The 14,480-nt window shown below is 70.6% G+C and carries 11 protein-coding genes; 5 read left to right on the plus strand and 6 right to left on the minus strand.

Going from position 1 to position 14,480, the window contains the following annotated elements; translation table 11 throughout:
* Positions 1 to 24 precede the first annotated feature (24 nt).
* Positions 25 to 3,495, plus strand: a complete 3,471-nt coding sequence (locus OG331_RS43290) for an amino acid adenylation domain-containing protein (RefSeq protein WP_406207528.1) — start codon at positions 25 to 27, stop codon at positions 3,493 to 3,495.
* Between the two features lie 58 nt (positions 3,496 to 3,553).
* Here the strand turns inward: OG331_RS43290 and OG331_RS43295 are convergent, their stop codons facing one another.
* Together OG331_RS43295 and OG331_RS43300 are read right to left on the minus strand one after the other, a co-directional pair.
* On the minus strand, positions 3,554 to 4,570 hold the full coding sequence (locus OG331_RS43295; protein ID WP_406207531.1) for an iron-siderophore ABC transporter substrate-binding protein: 1,017 nt from the start codon (positions 4,568 to 4,570) through the stop codon (positions 3,554 to 3,556).
* An 86-nt stretch (positions 4,571 to 4,656) separates the two neighbouring features.
* Positions 4,657 to 5,610: a methionyl-tRNA formyltransferase gene (locus OG331_RS43300; protein WP_406207533.1), complete on the minus strand. Its 954-nt coding sequence runs from the start codon at positions 5,608 to 5,610 to the stop codon at positions 4,657 to 4,659.
* A gap of 84 nt (positions 5,611 to 5,694) precedes the next feature.
* Here OG331_RS43300 and OG331_RS43305 point away from each other — a divergent pair, with 84 nt between their 5' ends.
* Positions 5,695 to 7,020, plus strand: a complete 1,326-nt coding sequence (locus OG331_RS43305; RefSeq protein WP_406207536.1) for a lysine N(6)-hydroxylase/L-ornithine N(5)-oxygenase family protein — start codon at positions 5,695 to 5,697, stop codon at positions 7,018 to 7,020.
* A 5-nt stretch (positions 7,021 to 7,025) separates the two neighbouring features.
* Here the strand turns inward: OG331_RS43305 and OG331_RS43310 are convergent, their stop codons facing one another.
* The 3 genes from OG331_RS43310 to OG331_RS43320 form a co-directional block, all read right to left on the minus strand.
* Positions 7,026 to 7,691 (minus strand): isochorismatase family protein, encoded by a 666-nt coding sequence (locus OG331_RS43310; protein WP_406207538.1) that lies wholly within the window; start codon positions 7,689 to 7,691, stop codon positions 7,026 to 7,028.
* Positions 7,692 to 7,781: 90 nt separating this feature from the next.
* Entirely contained in the window at positions 7,782 to 9,617 is a 1,836-nt protein-coding gene (locus tag OG331_RS43315; RefSeq protein ID WP_406207540.1) for a glycoside hydrolase family 15 protein, read from the minus strand.
* A 96-nt stretch (positions 9,618 to 9,713) separates the two neighbouring features.
* On the minus strand, positions 9,714 to 10,493 hold the full coding sequence (locus OG331_RS43320) for a DeoR/GlpR family DNA-binding transcription regulator (protein ID WP_406207543.1): 780 nt from the start codon (positions 10,491 to 10,493) through the stop codon (positions 9,714 to 9,716).
* 145 nt (positions 10,494 to 10,638) lie between these two features.
* On the opposite strand from OG331_RS43320, the gene OG331_RS43325 reads away from it, so the two are divergent.
* Positions 10,639 to 11,520: an SIS domain-containing protein gene (locus OG331_RS43325; RefSeq protein WP_406207545.1), complete on the plus strand. Its 882-nt coding sequence runs from the start codon at positions 10,639 to 10,641 to the stop codon at positions 11,518 to 11,520.
* Positions 11,521 to 11,600: 80 nt separating this feature from the next.
* Positions 11,601 to 12,455 carry a ketose-bisphosphate aldolase gene (locus OG331_RS43330; protein ID WP_406207547.1) on the plus strand — a complete coding sequence of 285 codons (855 nt, stop codon included), beginning with the start codon at positions 11,601 to 11,603 and terminating at the stop codon, positions 12,453 to 12,455.
* Positions 12,456 to 12,572: 117 nt separating this feature from the next.
* Here the strand turns inward: OG331_RS43330 and OG331_RS43335 are convergent, their stop codons facing one another.
* Positions 12,573 to 13,706, minus strand: a complete 1,134-nt coding sequence (locus tag OG331_RS43335; protein WP_406207550.1) for a methyltransferase — start codon at positions 13,704 to 13,706, stop codon at positions 12,573 to 12,575.
* A gap of 103 nt (positions 13,707 to 13,809) precedes the next feature.
* Here OG331_RS43335 and OG331_RS43340 point away from each other — a divergent pair, with 103 nt between their 5' ends.
* A complete protein-coding gene (locus OG331_RS43340; protein ID WP_406207552.1) occupies positions 13,810 to 14,466 on the plus strand; it encodes an alpha-ketoglutarate-dependent dioxygenase AlkB family protein in 657 nt (218 codons plus the stop codon).
* Positions 14,467 to 14,480 lie beyond the last annotated feature (14 nt).

Genomic DNA, 14,480 nt, shown 5'->3' on the forward strand with positions numbered 1-14,480 from the left:
GACTGGACGACTTCGGAGGAACCGGTGACGCAGCACCACCCGACCGCGGACGAGCTGCTCCGCTCGGTCACCGACACATTCGGCTCGGAGGCAGCACCGAGCGACGACGACAGCCTCATCGCCTGGGGTCTGGACTCGATCACCCTGATGAAGATCGCGGGCGGCTGGCGCAAGCAAGGCGTCCGGGTCAGCTTCGCCGAACTGGCCAAGGAACCGACCCTGCGCGCCTGGCGAGAGCTGCTGGCCGCCCACGTCCCGGCCGCGGCGCAGCCCGCAGAGCGGACGCCGACCCTGCCGCCCCCCGCCCCCGAACCCCGTGAGCCCTTCCCGCTGGCCGTCATGCAGCACGCCTACTGGATCGGCCGAGGCGACGAGACCACCTTCGGTTCCGTCGCCGCCCACCTCTACGTCGAGTTCGACGGCTCGGGCGTCGACCCGGAACGGCTGGACACGGCCGTACGAGCCCTGGCGGCCCGCCACGGCATGCTCCGCGCCCGCTTCACCGACGACGGCCGCCAGCAGATCCTGCCCGACCTCGCGCTGCCCGCGACCGTCGTCAACGACCTGCGCACCCTGGACGCCGACGCGGCGACGGCCGCACTGGAGGACGTCCGGCACTCCGCCTCGCACGCCCGCCTGGACATCGCGGCCGGCGAGGTGTTCTCCGTGCAGCTCTCGCTGCTGCCCGAGGGGGCGAGCCGGCTGCACGTCGACGTCGACATGCTCGCCGCCGACGCCCTCAGCTACCGCGTGCTGCTCTCCGACCTCGCCAAGCTCTACGAGAACCCCGCCGCATCGCTCCCCCCGATCCGCACCAGCTACCCGGAGTACCTCGCGGAGCGCACGGACGTACGGCGGCTGAGCCGGGAGCAGGCACAGCAGTGGTGGCAGCGGCGGATCCCCGAGCTGCCGAGCGCACCCGAACTGCCGCTGGTACCCGAGCCGGAGCGCACCGACCCGACCCGGGTGACCCGCCGGCATCACTGGCTGCCGCCGGAGGAGAAGCGACGGCTGACCGCGCGCGCCCACCAGCACGGGCTGACCCCGGCCATGGCGGTGGCGACTGCCTTCTCGGAAGTCCTGGCCGCCTGGAGCGGACAGCCGCGCTTCCTGCTGAACGTGCCGATGTTCGACCGCAGGGGCTCCCACCCCGACGTCGACCTGCTCGTCGGCGACTTCACCAGCTCGGTGCTGCTCGACGTCGACCTGGTCGAGCCGGGCTCGTTCACCGAGCACGCGCGGCGCCTCCAGGACCGTATGCACACCGACGCGGCCCACTCCGACTACTCCGGCGTCGAGGTCCTGCGGGACCTGTCCCGGCAGAACGGTGAACAGGTCCTGGCGCCCGTGGTGTTCACGAGCGCGCTCAATCTCGGCGAGCTCTTCGACTCGGGCGTACGGAAGTCCTTCGGCAAGCCCGTCTGGATCATCTCCCAGGGGCCGCAGGTACTCCTCGACGCCCAGGTGACCGAGGTCGACGGCGGCCTGCTCGTCAACTGGGACGTCCGTGAGGACGCCTTCCCGGCCGGCATGGTCGACGCGATGTTCGCCGCCTTCCACGGGCTCGTCACCCGGCTCGGCACCGACGACACGGTCTGGGAGCAGCCGCTGCCTGCCCTGCTGCCGGCCGAGCAGTCCGCGGTCCGCGCCAAGGTGAACGCCACCGAGGGGCCGCGCACCCACCGGCTGCTGCACCAGGGCTTCTTCGAGCGGGCAGCCGAGCAGCCGGACGCTCCCGCACTGCTGTGGGCCTCCGAAGGCGCCCTCTCCTACGGCGAGTTGGCGGATCGTTCGCTTCGAGCTGCCGGCGCGCTGGTGGAGCGGGGCGTACGCTCCGGCGACACGGTCGCGGTCAGTCTCCCCAAGGGCCCCGACCAGCTCACCGCCGTGCTGGGCGTGCTGGCCGCCGGCGCCGCCTACGTGCCGATCGGCGTCGAGCAGCCTGCGGCCCGCCGCGACCGTATCCGCACAACGGCCGGGTTCCGCGTCGCGTTGACCGACGGACGCCCGGTCGAAGGCGTCGATGCCGTGCCGCTCGCGGAGGCGGTGCGCTCGGCGCCCCTGACGGAACCTGTGGCGGCCGACGAGGAGCAGCCCGCCTACGTGCTCTTCACCTCGGGCTCGACCGGCGAGCCCAAGGGCGTGGAAGTGCCGCACCGCGCGGCCATGAACACCATCGACGACCTCAACGACCGCTTCGGAGTGGGCACGTCGGACCGCTGTCTCGCCCTGTCCGCCCTGGACTTCGACCTTTCCGTGTACGACACCTTCGGGCTGCTGAGTGCGGGCGGCGCGGTTGTCCTCGTGGACGACGGCGACCGGCGTGAGGCGAGCCAGTGGGCCGACCTGGTGCGCACGCACGCAGTGACCGTCCTCAACTGCGTACCCTCACTCCTCGACATGCTCCTCCTCGCCACCGCACCCGGTGAACTCACCGGCCTGTGCGCCGTGTTGCTCGGCGGCGACTGGGTCGGCACCGACCTGCCGGGGCGGCTGGCCGAACGGGCGCCGGGCTGCCGGTTCACGGGACTGGGCGGGACGACGGAGACCGCCATCCACTCCACCGTCTGTGAGGTGACGGTGCATCAAGTCCCCGCGCACTGGCGGGCGGTGCCGTACGGCACACCGCTGCGCAACGTCCGCTGCCGGGTCGTCGACGTACACGGACGGGACTGCCCGGACTGGGTGCCGGGGGAGCTGTGGATCGGCGGGGAGGGGGTGGCGCTCGGCTATCGGGCCGATCCGTCCCGCACGGCTGAGAAGTTCACCGAGGCGGACGGGCTGCGCTGGTATCGCACCGGTGACCTCGCGCGGTACTGGCCGGACGGCACCCTGGAGTTCCTCGGCCGCCGGGACCACCAGGTCAAGGTGCGCGGGTTCCGGATCGAACTGGGCGAGGTCGAGGCGGCGCTCGCCGGTCACCCCGCCGTACGACGTGCCGTCGCCGGGCTGACCCGGGGCCAGGGCGTCCAGCTCGCGGCCGCCGTCGCCGCCTACGCGGATACGGCCGAGGAGGAGCTGCGGGAGTGGGCACGCTCCGTGCTGCCGCCGCACATGGTCCCGGCCCGGATCGCCGTGGCCGAGGAACTGCCGCTCACCTCCAACGGCAAGCTCGACCGGCGCGCCGTACAGGAGCTGTGGCAGGTGGCGGAGACGGACACGCACCGGGCACCCGGCACCGCCCTGGAGACGGTCGTGGCCCGCGTCTGGCAGGACGTCCTCGGCGTCGAACGCGTCGGCCTCGACGACGGATTCTTCGCCCTCGGCGGCGACTCGGTGCTGGCCACCGTGATCGTCGGCCGGCTGCGCGAGGCGCTGGACACCTCGGAGGTGACCGTACGCTCGCTGTTCGCGACCCTCACGGCCGGCGGGATGGCCAAGCGGCTCTTTGCCGAGGAGGAGACGCCGGGGCGGCTGGAACAGGTCGCCGCGATCCATCTGGAGATCGAGGACATGTCGGCGGCGGAGATCGACTCCGCACTGCGCGACACATGAGAAGGAGGGGTGGGTGCCGTTCGGGCACCCACCCCTCCTCCGTTCCCCCTCGGGCTGTTCAGTCGAGTTTCTTGAACCCGGGCTCCAGGTTGCCCAGCGCCCACGGGACACCGAGCGCGGACGGGCTGCGCAGCTGGCTGATGGTCGCGACGTCGGTCACGACGTACCTGTCCTCCTGCACCGCGGACATGTTCTTCACCAGGTCACTGGACTCGAAGGCCTTCTTCAGGTCCGGCGTGGTGAACGCGATGACGACCAGGTCGGCGTCGAGCTTGTCGAGCTGTTCGAAGGACAGCTCACCCGTGGGGCTGCCGTTGACCGTCTTGATGTTCTTCACCGCCGGGGGCAGGCCCATTCCGACCTCGCTCATCAGCTTGGCGGCGAAGTCGTCCTCGGAGGCGATGGTGAAGATCTTGGCCGGAGTGTTTCCGATCGACAGGCTGTAGGTCTTGCCCTCCAGCTTCGGGTGCTTCGCCCTCACCGCGGCGATGCTGTCCTCGGTCGCCTTGATGACCTGCGCGCCCTGCTCCTCCTTGCCGACGGCCTTGGCGACCACCTGGACGTGCTCCTGCCAGGTCTGCTGCCCCCACGCCGTCTCGTAGCCGATGGTCGGCGCCACCGCGGCGAGCTTCTTGTAGTCCTTGTCCAGGGTGAAGTCGGAGGTGGCGAGGATCAGATCCGGCTGGAGGGACGCGACCTTCTCGTAGTCGACCGCGGTCAGGGTGTCGAGGAGCTCGGTCTTCTCGGTGTCGATCCTGTCCTTCAGCCACGGGTAGACGCCGTCCTTGCTGAGGGCGTCCTTGGAGACGGCGACCGGCGTGACGCCCAGGGCGTACAGGGCGTCGATGTCGTCGGTGCCGCCGTTGCCGATCACCACGATCCGCTCCGGCGCCTCGGTGACCTTCGTGGTGCCGAACTTGTGCTTGATGGACACCGGGAAGGCGGACGAGGCGTCCGCCTTCGCGTCGCCGGAGGCATCGGTGGAGGCGTTGGAGTCGTCTTCGACGGAGCCGCAGGCTGCCAGGGCGGCCGCCAGGGCGACGGTGAGAAGGGTGCTGAGAAGCTTTCTCGACATGCGCGCCAGTAAAGCAAGGTAAGGCTTGCCTTAGCAACGCGTATCGGACAACTTCTTTGATTTTGGCCGTAGTTGACGTTGCTCGATCACGGCTGAGCGGTCAGATAGCCACCCATGGTGCGGAAGTAGTCGGTTGCCGCGTGCTCCGTGCCGTCCTCGGTGCGCAGTCGCCGGATGACCAGCCCCGGGTGGCGGCCGCTGTGGGCGTCCGTGCCGGCCACGATGACCACGCCGTCGCCCTCGCGGATGAAGATGCGCCCGGGTGTGCCGCCGTAGCGGCCCTCGGAGACGGCGGCCGAGACGATCCTGATCCGCCGGCCCCGATGGAACGTGTACGCGTTCGGGTACGGGTCCGACTGGGCCCGGACGAGGCGCTCCAGGCGCTCCGCGGGCCAGCTCCAGTCGATGCGGCTGTCCTGCGGGGACCGCTTGTGGAAGAAGCTCGCGCGGCGGCGGTCCTGGGTCTGCCAGTGCGCGGCGGCCCTGCCGGAGTCTATGAGGTCGAGCGACTCGCGCACGATGGGGGCGATCAGGTCGACTGTGCGGTGGAACAGGTCCGTTGCGGTGTCGGTCGGTCCGACCACCACCGAGCGCTGCACGAGGATGTCCCCGGCGTCGAGGTCGGCGTTCATGCGGTGCGCGGTGACACCGACGCGCTCCTCGCCGTTGATGAGCGCCCAGATGATGGGGGAGAAGCCGGCGTAGGCCGGCAGCAGCGAGTCGTGGACGTTGAGCGTGCCGTGCGGGGGGAGGTCGAAGATCTCGGGCGGCAGCCAGGTGCGCCAGTTGTTGGCGACGAGGATGTCGGGCCTGGCCTCGCGTACCGCGGCGAGGAGTTCGGGGTCGTCGGGTCGGTTGCGCAGAAGGACGGGGACGTCGTGCTTCTCGGCCAGTTCGGCGACGGAGTCGCCCCAGATTTTCTCGTAGGCGTGGTCGCTCTTGGGGTGGGTGACCACGAGGACGACCTCGTGGTCGGAGTCCAGCAAGGCCTGGAGTGTGCGGTGGCCCCAGGTCTGATAGCCGAACATGGCGACGCGCATGCGGTTCTCCCCTTCGGCAGGCTCCATTGCAAGGTAAGGCTAACCTTATCTAACATGTGGCTGCCTGAGGGAGGCGATGCCACGGTGAAGTCACCGCTCACGGGATCGGACACCATCCACGACGTCCTCGGAATCGGCTTCGGGCCGTCAAATCTCGCCCTGGCCATAGCGATTGACGAACACAACGCGAACCTGCCGGCCGACAGTCGGACCAACGCCCTCTTCCTTGAGCGCCAGCAAAGTTTCGGCTGGCACCGGGGCATGCTCATCGATGACGCCACGATGCAGGTGTCGTTTCTCAAGGACCTTGTGACGCTGCGCGATCCGGCCAGCGACTTCAGCTTCCTGTGCTTTCTGCGCGAGCGTGGCCGGCTGATCGACTTCCTGAACCAGAAGACCCTCTTCCCGCTCCGCGTCGAGTTCCACGAGTACTTCGAGTGGGCCGCCGAGCGGGTGCGGCACCTCGTGGCGTACGACCACGTGGTGACCGCCATCGACCCCGTGCGCGACGACACGGGCGCGGTCACGCACTTCGAGGTCGTCTGCCGGGACCCGGAGCGGCCCGGCCGTCATGTGACGTATCGCGCCCGGGACATCAGCGTGGCGGTCGGCCTGGAACCGCATGTGCCGCCCGGCGTCGACCTCTCCGAACGCGTCTGGCACAACAGCGAGTTACTGCCCCGCGTGACCGAACTCGCCGCCTCCGGTGAGCCGGTGCGTCGCGTGGTCGTCCTCGGCGCGGGGCAGAGTGCCGCCGAGACCGTCGACTATCTGCACCGCTCCTTCCCGGAGGCGGAGGTCTGCGCGGTGTTCGCCAAGTACGGCTACACCCCGGCCGACGACAGCCCGTTCGCCAACCGCATCTTCGACCCGGAGGCCGTGGACGTGTACTTCGTCGCACCCTCCGAGGTCAAACAGTCCCTCTTCGACTATCACCGCTCCACCAACTACTCCGTCGTCGACATGGAGTTGATCGAGTCCCTGTACGCCACCGCGTACCAGGAGAAGGTCAACGGCCGGGAACGGCTGCGCTTCCTCAACGTCTCCCGCATCCGCGGCGTCCGCGAGCGCGGTGACGGAGGACTCGACGTGGCGGTGGAGTTCCTGCCGACCGGGGAGCAGCAGCTCCTCCAGGCCGATGTGCTCGTGCACGCCACCGGCTACCGGCCCCGCGACCTCACCGCCCTGCTCGGCGAGGCGGCGAAGGTCTGTCTGCGGGACGACGGGGACGCGCTCCGGGTCTCGCGCGACCACCGCGTGGAGACCGCGCCCGATGTCACCGCCGGGATCTACCTCCAGGGCGGCACCGAGCACACCCACGGACTCACCTCGACCCTGCTGTCCACCACCGCGATCCGGGCGGGGGAGATCCACCGGTCCCTGCTGGCCCGCCGTACGGCGTCCGTCTGAGCGGGTCAGACCGCTTCCGCCGCGGGCACGGCGGGGTCGAGGACGGCCACCACCCGATCCATGGACGTCACCACCCCGCACGTGTCCGCCACCCACTCGAGCGCGAACTCATGGCTGCCAGCCGACGCGTCGGCGATGGCGTCCGCGACGACGAAGGGCTCCAGGTCCTGCACCCAGGCGTCGGCGGCGGTCATCAGCACGCCGACCCGGGCGAACAGTCCCATGATCACGACCTGGTCCCGCTTCAGGTCGCGCAACCGACTGTCCAGCCGGGTCCGGGCGAAAGCGCTGTGCTTGCGTGCCGTGAGCACGGCGTCCCCGGTGCGCGGCTCGACCTGTTCGGCGAAGGCCTCGCCGTCCCGGTCGGCCGGTCCGTCCGGTCCCTCCGGCCCGGCGGGCCGCCGTACGTACAGGGCGGGTCCGCGTTCCCCGGCGGGCACCGAGTGGATGACGGGCACGCCCGCGGCATGCGCAGCGCGCACCAACCGGGCGGTGTTCGCGAGGAGTTGGGCGACCGGGGCTCCCTCCTGGTCCAGTACGCGCACGAAGCGCCGCTGTAAGTTGAGCACCACCAGCGCCGCGCGACCCGGGTCGAGGGTCCACCCGGTGGTGTCCTCGGGCAGCATCGCGGGGGTCGGCATGACGTAGGGGAAGATCGAGGCAGGCGTCATCTCGGGTTTCCCTTCAGCAAGTTGGGGAACCCTATTTAGGTTAGCCTCACCTAAGTTCGATGTCTTGTCGGTTGGGCCTGTGAACTGACCTCAGCCCAGGGCGCGATCCAGGTTGAACGCCGCACTGATCAGGGAGAGATGGGTGAACGCCTGCGGGAAATTGCCCTGTTGCTCGCCCGTGCGGCTGATCTCCTCGGCGTACAGGCCCAGATGGTTGGCGTACGTCAGCATCTTCTCGAAGGCCAGCTGCGCCTCGTCGACCCGGCCGGCGCGGACCATGGCCTCGACGTACCAGAACGAGCAGATGGAGAAGGTGCCCTCGTCGCCGCGCACTCCGTCGGGGCTCGCCTCGGGGTCGTAGCGGTAGACCAGCGAGTCGGACACCAGTTCCTCGGTGAGCGCGTCGAGAGTGGACAGCCACTTCGGGTCGGTCGGCGCGATGAACTTCGCCATCGGCATCATCAGCACGGCCGCGTCCAGTACGTCACTGTCCTCGCACTGGACGAATGCCTTGCGGGTCTCGGACCAGCACCGGCTCATGATCCGCCGGTAGATCCTGTCCCGGCACTCCTGCCAGCGCGGCAGTTCGGCGGGCAGCCCGCGGCGGTTGGCCATGCGGATGCCCCGCTCGATCGCCACCCAGCACATGAGCCGCGAGTACAGGAAGTTCTTGCGTCCGCCGCGGGTCTCCCAGATGCCCTCGTCCGGCTGGTCCCAGTTCTCGCACACCCACTCCACCAGCGCGCACACGTTGTCCCACTGGTCGCTGGAGATGGGCTGCGCCCACTTGTCGTAGAGGTAGATCGAGTCGATCAACGCGCCGTAGATGTCGAGCTGGAGCTGGTCGGAGGCGGCGTTGCCGATGCGCACCGGAGCCGAGCCGAGATAGCCCTCCAGGTGGTCGAGTTCGCGCTCGGGCAGATCGGTGCGGCCGTCGATGCCGTACATGATCTGCAACGGACCCGTGGGCGAGCCGTCGCCCCGGCTGACGTGCTCGGTCAGGAACTTCATGAAGGCCTCGGCCTCGGTCGTGAAGCCCAGCCGCAGCATCGCGTACACGCAGAACGCGGCGTCGCGCACCCACATGTACCGGTAGTCCCAGTTGCGTTCGCCGCCGAGCTGCTCGGGCAGGCTCGTCGTCGGCGCGGCCACGATGGCACCGGTGGGCGCATAGGTGAGCAGCTTCAGGGTGAGCGCGGAGCGGTGCACCATCTCCCGCCAGCGGCCCCGGTACTTGGAGGCGGACAGCCAGTTCCGCCAGTAGGCCACCGTGCTGGTGAACTGCCTCTCGGCCTCGGCCCGCGCGCACCGTTTCAGCTCGAGCGCCCCGCTGATCCGGTCCAGCGCCAGCACCGCCGACTCGCCCTGGGAGAGCTTGAATTCGCCGTGCACATCCGGCCCGTCGATCTCCAGCGGCACGGTTGAGGTCAGCCCGACCGACAGCTCCTCCGACTCGAAGACCGCCACCTCGCCCTCCATGCGGACGGTGTGCTGCCGGGTGCCGTACTCGAAGCGGGGTGCGATGCGCGTACGGAACGGGATCGAGCCGCGTACGCACACCACACGTCGGATCAGCCGGTGCCGCTCGACCTCGGCGACATCGTCGTCGACCGGCATGAAGTCCTGCACTTCGCCGACGCCGTCCTCGGTGAAGAACCTGGTGATCAGGACGTTCGTGTCGGGGAAGTAGAACTGCTTGGTCCGCGCCGGCACGGAGGCCGCCAGCTCGAAGCAGCCGCCCCGCTCGGCGTCCAGGATCGCCGCGAAGACGCTGGGCGCATCGAAGGACGGGCAGCAGTACCAGTCGATCGTGCCGTCGATGCCCACGAGGGCCACGCTGCGCAGATCGCCGATCAGGCCGTGATCGGCGATCGGTACGTACCGCGACGCCCCCGGTGTGCCCGTCTCGATCGGAGTAGTGCTCATCGCAGCCTCCCTGGCCCGCCAAGCGCCTCGCTCCCAGCGTAGGTGGAATCGGCCGGAGGCGGGCCGGGCGGCGGGATCCCGGGGCTGCCCGGGGGCTCAGACCGCGACGACCCGCAGGCCCGCCTCCTCGAAGCGGCGCAGGGTCTCCGGATCGGCAGCCGTGTCCGTGACCAGCGTGTTCACCGCTTCGGCCGCGCAGATCCGGGCGAACGCCCGCTGGCCCAGCTTGCTGGAGTCCGCGGCTACGACCACGCGCTCGGCGCGCTCGCACAGCAGCCGGTTGATCGCGGCCTCCGCCTCGTCGTGCGCGGCGGCGCCGTGCGTGACGTCGAAGCCGACGACGCCGAGAACAGCCACGTCGATCGTGATCTGGGACAGCACCCCGTCCGCGAGCGGCCCGATGAGCTCGTACGACTGCGGGCGCGCCACCCCGCCGGTGACCACGATCTTGAACTGGGGACGCACGGCCAGCTCATTGGCGATGTTGAGCGCGTTGGTGACGACGGTCAGGGCGGGCGACCCGGCCGCGAGGTCGCTGCGCACGGCCAGGGCACGCGCCACCTCGGTCGTCGTCGTACCGCCGGTCAGCCCGACCGCCTCGCCGGGGGCGATGATGTCGGCCACCGCCTTGGCGATGCGCTGTTTCTCGGAGGCGTGCCGGGCCGTCTTGTAGCGCAGCGGCAGCTCGTACGACACTCCGTGTACGACCGCCCCACCCCGCGTCCGCACCAGCATCTGCTGCTCGGCGAGCTGATCGAAGTCGCGCCGGATCGTGGCGGCCGAGACCTCCAGCTCGACGGCCGCCTCCTCGACGTCCAGCCGGCCCCGCTCCACGAGCAGCTCCAGCAGCGCCTTCCAGCGGGCGTCGCGCGACATCCACCCTCCATTCCTCGATCTCCCGCGACCTTAGCGCACGCTTCTTCCCGCGTTTGCTTGATTATGCTCGAAAGTGGGAGCTATCTTGCAAGAACAATCAGATGACCTAGTTCAAGGCTCCATCAGAGGTTCGGAGGACGGCGGCATGACGCATGTCGAGGACGAGCTCAACAGTCAGCCCGAGTGCTGGACCCGCGCCGCGACCGAGGCGGCCGGCCTCGGCGGGGTGCTGCCGGCGCCGGGGGAGCGGGTCGCGGTCGTCGGCTGCGGGACGTCGTATTTCATGGCGCAGGCCTTCGCCGCGCTGCGTGAGGGGTCGGGCCGTGGCGAGACGGACGCCTTCGCCGCGTCGGAGTTTCCGCACGGGCGCTCCTACGACCGTGTCCTCGCCCTCACCCGCTCCGGTACGACCACCGAAGTGCTGGACCTGCTGGGGCGGTTGAAGGGGCGTACGCCGACCGTCGCGATCACCGCCGACCCGGACACGCCCGTCATGGCGGTCGCCGACGAGATCGTGGTCCTGGACTACGCGGACGAACGGTCCGTCGTGCAGACGAGGTTCGCGACCACCGCCTTCACCCTGCTCCGCGCCCACCTCGGCCTGCACACCGACGCGGTCGTGGCCGACGCGCGCGCCGCGCTCGCCGACGAACTGCCCGAAGGGCTGGTGGAGTGCGGGCAGTTCACCTTCCTCGGCCGTGGCTGGACCGTGGGCCTGGCCAGCGAGGCCGGGCTGAAGATGCGCGAGGCGTCGCTGTCGTGGACGGAGGCCTACCCGGCCATGGAGTACCGGCACGGCCCGATCAGCATCACCACCGGCGGCACCGCGACCTGGATGTTCGGCGAGGCGCCCGAGGGGCTGGCCGAGCAGGTGCGCGCCATCGGCGGGCTGTGGATCGAAGGCGGCCTGGACCCCCTCGCCGAGCTGGTCCGCGCCCAGCGGCTCGCGGTCGCCGTCGCCGCGGCACGCGGCCTCGACCCGGACCAGCCCCGCCACCTCACCCGCTCGGTGATCCTCGCCCCCTGACCCACCCCTGACGCGCCCACGACACGCCCCTCCGGCGGCGTGTCCGACGCGTCCCCTTCCGCGCCGAGAAAGGACAGGCCGTGCCCCTCGTGACCACCGGCGAGCTCGTCACCCGCGCCGCCGCAGCCCGCTGTGCCGTCGCCGCCTTCAACGTCATCACCCTGGAGCACGTCGAGGCGGTCATCGCCGGTGCGGAGTCGGTGAGTTCACCCGTCGTGCTCCAAGTCAGCGAGAACGCCGTCAAGTTCCGCTACGGGCGGCTCCTCCCGCTCGCCCGCGCCGCCGTCGCCGCTGCCGAACGCGCCGCCGTCCCCGTCGCGTTGCACCTCGACCACATCCAGAGCGACGACCTGCTGCGCCAGGCGCCGGACGCGGGCTTCAGCTCCGTGATGTACGACGCGGCCCGCCTGCCGTACGCGGACAACCTGGCCGCAACGAAGGCCGCCGCCGACTGGGCGCACGCCCAAGGCCTCTGGATCGAGGCCGAGTTGGGGCGCCTCGGCGGCAAGAACGGCGAGCCGCCCCTCGACGCCCACGCCCCCGGTGCCCGCACCGACCCCCCCGAGGCCCACGCCTTCGTCACCGACTCCGGCGTCGACGCCCTCGCGGTCGCCGTCGGCAGCTCCCACGCCATGACCACCCGCACCGCCACCCTCGACCACGACCTCCTCAAGCGCCTCGCCGCCACCCTGGACGTCCCCCTCGTCCTGCACGGCTCCTCCGGGGTCCCCGACGACGAACTGACCGCGGCGGTCGCGGGCGGCATCGCCAAGGTCAACGTCGGCACGGCCCTCAACATCGCCATGACCGGAGCGATCCGCGAATTCCTCGCCGCCCATCCCGAGGCGGTCGACTCACGCAAGTACCTCAGCGTGGGACGCGAGGCGATGGTGCGGGCGGTGGCGGACATCATCGGGGTGCTGAGGGCACCCTGACCGACCACTCCCTGCTCTCCCTGCGGCTGCTGCTACGGGCCATGACGCTGATCCGGCGCCGCGACGTCGAGGCGTGCCGCCTGAACCGCTACCGCGCCGGGGACACCGACCGCCCCGTCACCTCTTGACGGCCCTCAGCACCACGAACTTCGCGTCGCTGGCCACGAGTTGACTGTTGCCGAACAGCCGCCGCAGCTTCACGTGATAGCCGAGGTGCCGGTTGCCGATGACCCACAGCTCACCGCCCGGCCGCAGCGCGCGCCGCGCCCCCGTGAACATCCGCCAGGCCGTCGAGTCGGTCGTGGCCTGGTGGGAGTGGAACGGCGGATTGTTGAGCACGAGGTCGACGCTCCTGGCCGGCACGCCAGCCAGCCCGTCCCCGACCCGGAACTCCGCGTGCCCCGGCACCCCGTTCGCCTTGTACGTCGCCTCCGCCGAGGCCACCGCCTGGAAGGACTCGTCCACGAACAGCACCTCGGCCTCCGGGTTCGCCAGCGCCATCGCCGTACCGACGACACCGTTGCCGCACCCGAGGTCGACCACCCGCCGGCCGCCCTTGCTGTCGGGCAGGTGGCCGAGGAAGAAGCGCGTACCGATGTCGAGCCGGTCTGCGCAGAAGACACCCGCGTGATTGACGACCGTGCGTCCCGAGACCGCCCCGATGCCGTCGGGGAGCGTGTACGCGTACGGCCACGGGTTGGCGGGCCGCTCCGACGCCGGCTGAGGCGTGCAGAAGATCAGCCTGGCCTTCTTCTCGGCGAGCGAGGTGCGGGTCGGGCCGAGGATCCGCTCGAACAGCTGGAGCGTCGAGGTGTGGATCTCCTTCACCATGCCCGTGCCGACCACCACCGTCCCCTCGTGCACCGCGGGGGCGAGCCGCAGCAGCTGGTCCTCCAGCAGCGCGAGACTCTTGGGCACCCTGACCAGGAGGACGTCGACGCGGTCCGGTGGCGGGTCCTGCGTCGTGAGCAGCCGGACGTCGCCGGGTCCGGCGCCATGGCGGGCGAGGTTGGCCCGGGTCGCCTCCTGGGCCAGGTAGGAGTCCGTGATCTGCACCGGCCGGTGCGCCGCGAGCGCCGTGACCAGGGCGCCCCAGCGGTCACCCACGACCACGACCGTGCCGGACAGCGGAACGTTCTGCTCGGCCAGATGCCTGAGGAGGTACTCGTCGGAGGCGTCCCAGGCGCGCAGCCTGTCCCGCGGGTCCTCGGGGAAACGGGACAGCGCGAGCTCGCCCCAGGGCGTCGTCATACGGTCGTTCATCGTGCGTCAAGGCTAAGCGACCCCGGCGGCGCCGCTTGCCGATCCGCAGCTCACGGCCGGTGGGGGAGGATGGGGGACGAGGATGGGAGACATGGACGCCGAGCTGTTCCCCCGCGAGCGTACGGAGGTCGCGCCGGGCGCGGTGCACGTGCCCGGCTGGCTGGACGCGCAGGCCCAGCGCGAGCTGCTGGAGGCCTGCCGCGCGTGGGCGCGCCCACCGGCCGGCCTGCGCACGGTGCGCACCCCCGGCGGCGGCACGATGACCGCCCGCCAGGTCTGCCTGGGCTGGCACTGGTACCCGTACGCCTACGCCCGCACGGTCGTCGACGGCGACGGAGCCCCGGTGAAGCCGTTCCCCGGGTGGCTGGGGGAGCTGGGCCGCCGCGCGGTGCGCGACACACTGGGCGCGGACCTGTTCGGCGGGCCGGAGGCGGCGTACGACATCGCCCTGATCAACTTCTACGAAGCCGACGCCCGCATGGGCATGCACCGCGACAGCGACGAGAAGTCGGACGCCCCGGTGGTGTCCCTGAGCCTCGGTGACAGCTGCGTCTTCCGCTTCGGCAACACCGAGACCCGGAGCCGGCCGTACACGGACGTCGAGCTGCGCAGCGGCGACCTGTTCGTGTTCGGCGGTCCCTCGCGACTCGCCCACCACGGTGTGCCGAAGGTGCAGCCCGGCACCGCACCGCCGGAGTTGGGGCTGACGGGCCGGCTGAACATCACGCTCAGAGTGAGCGGCCGGTAGGCCGCCGGAGCTGC

Source organism: Streptomyces sp. NBC_01017, assembly GCF_045162795.1.
In the GTDB taxonomy this organism is placed as follows: Bacteria; Actinomycetota; Actinomycetes; order Streptomycetales; family Streptomycetaceae; genus Streptomyces; species Streptomyces machairae.

Excerpts from the sequence above, each read along its gene's own strand:
- OG331_RS43295 (WP_406207531.1), bottom strand. The coding sequence starts at position 4,570 with ATGTCGAGAAAGCTTCTCAGCACCCTTCTCACCGTCGCCCTGGCGGCC.
- OG331_RS43300 (WP_406207533.1), bottom strand. The coding sequence starts at position 5,610 with ATGCGCGTCGCCATGTTCGGCTATCAGACCTGGGGCCACCGCACACTC.
- OG331_RS43310 (WP_406207538.1), bottom strand. The coding sequence starts at position 7,691 with ATGACGCCTGCCTCGATCTTCCCCTACGTCATGCCGACCCCCGCGATG.
- OG331_RS43315 (WP_406207540.1), bottom strand. The coding sequence starts at position 9,617 with ATGAGCACTACTCCGATCGAGACGGGCACACCGGGGGCGTCGCGGTAC.
- OG331_RS43320 (WP_406207543.1), bottom strand. The coding sequence starts at position 10,493 with ATGTCGCGCGACGCCCGCTGGAAGGCGCTGCTGGAGCTGCTCGTGGAG.
- OG331_RS43325 (WP_406207545.1), top strand. The coding sequence starts at position 10,639 with ATGACGCATGTCGAGGACGAGCTCAACAGTCAGCCCGAGTGCTGGACC.
- OG331_RS43335 (WP_406207550.1), bottom strand. The coding sequence starts at position 13,706 with ATGACGACGCCCTGGGGCGAGCTCGCGCTGTCCCGTTTCCCCGAGGAC.
- OG331_RS43340 (WP_406207552.1), top strand. The coding sequence starts at position 13,810 with ATGGACGCCGAGCTGTTCCCCCGCGAGCGTACGGAGGTCGCGCCGGGC.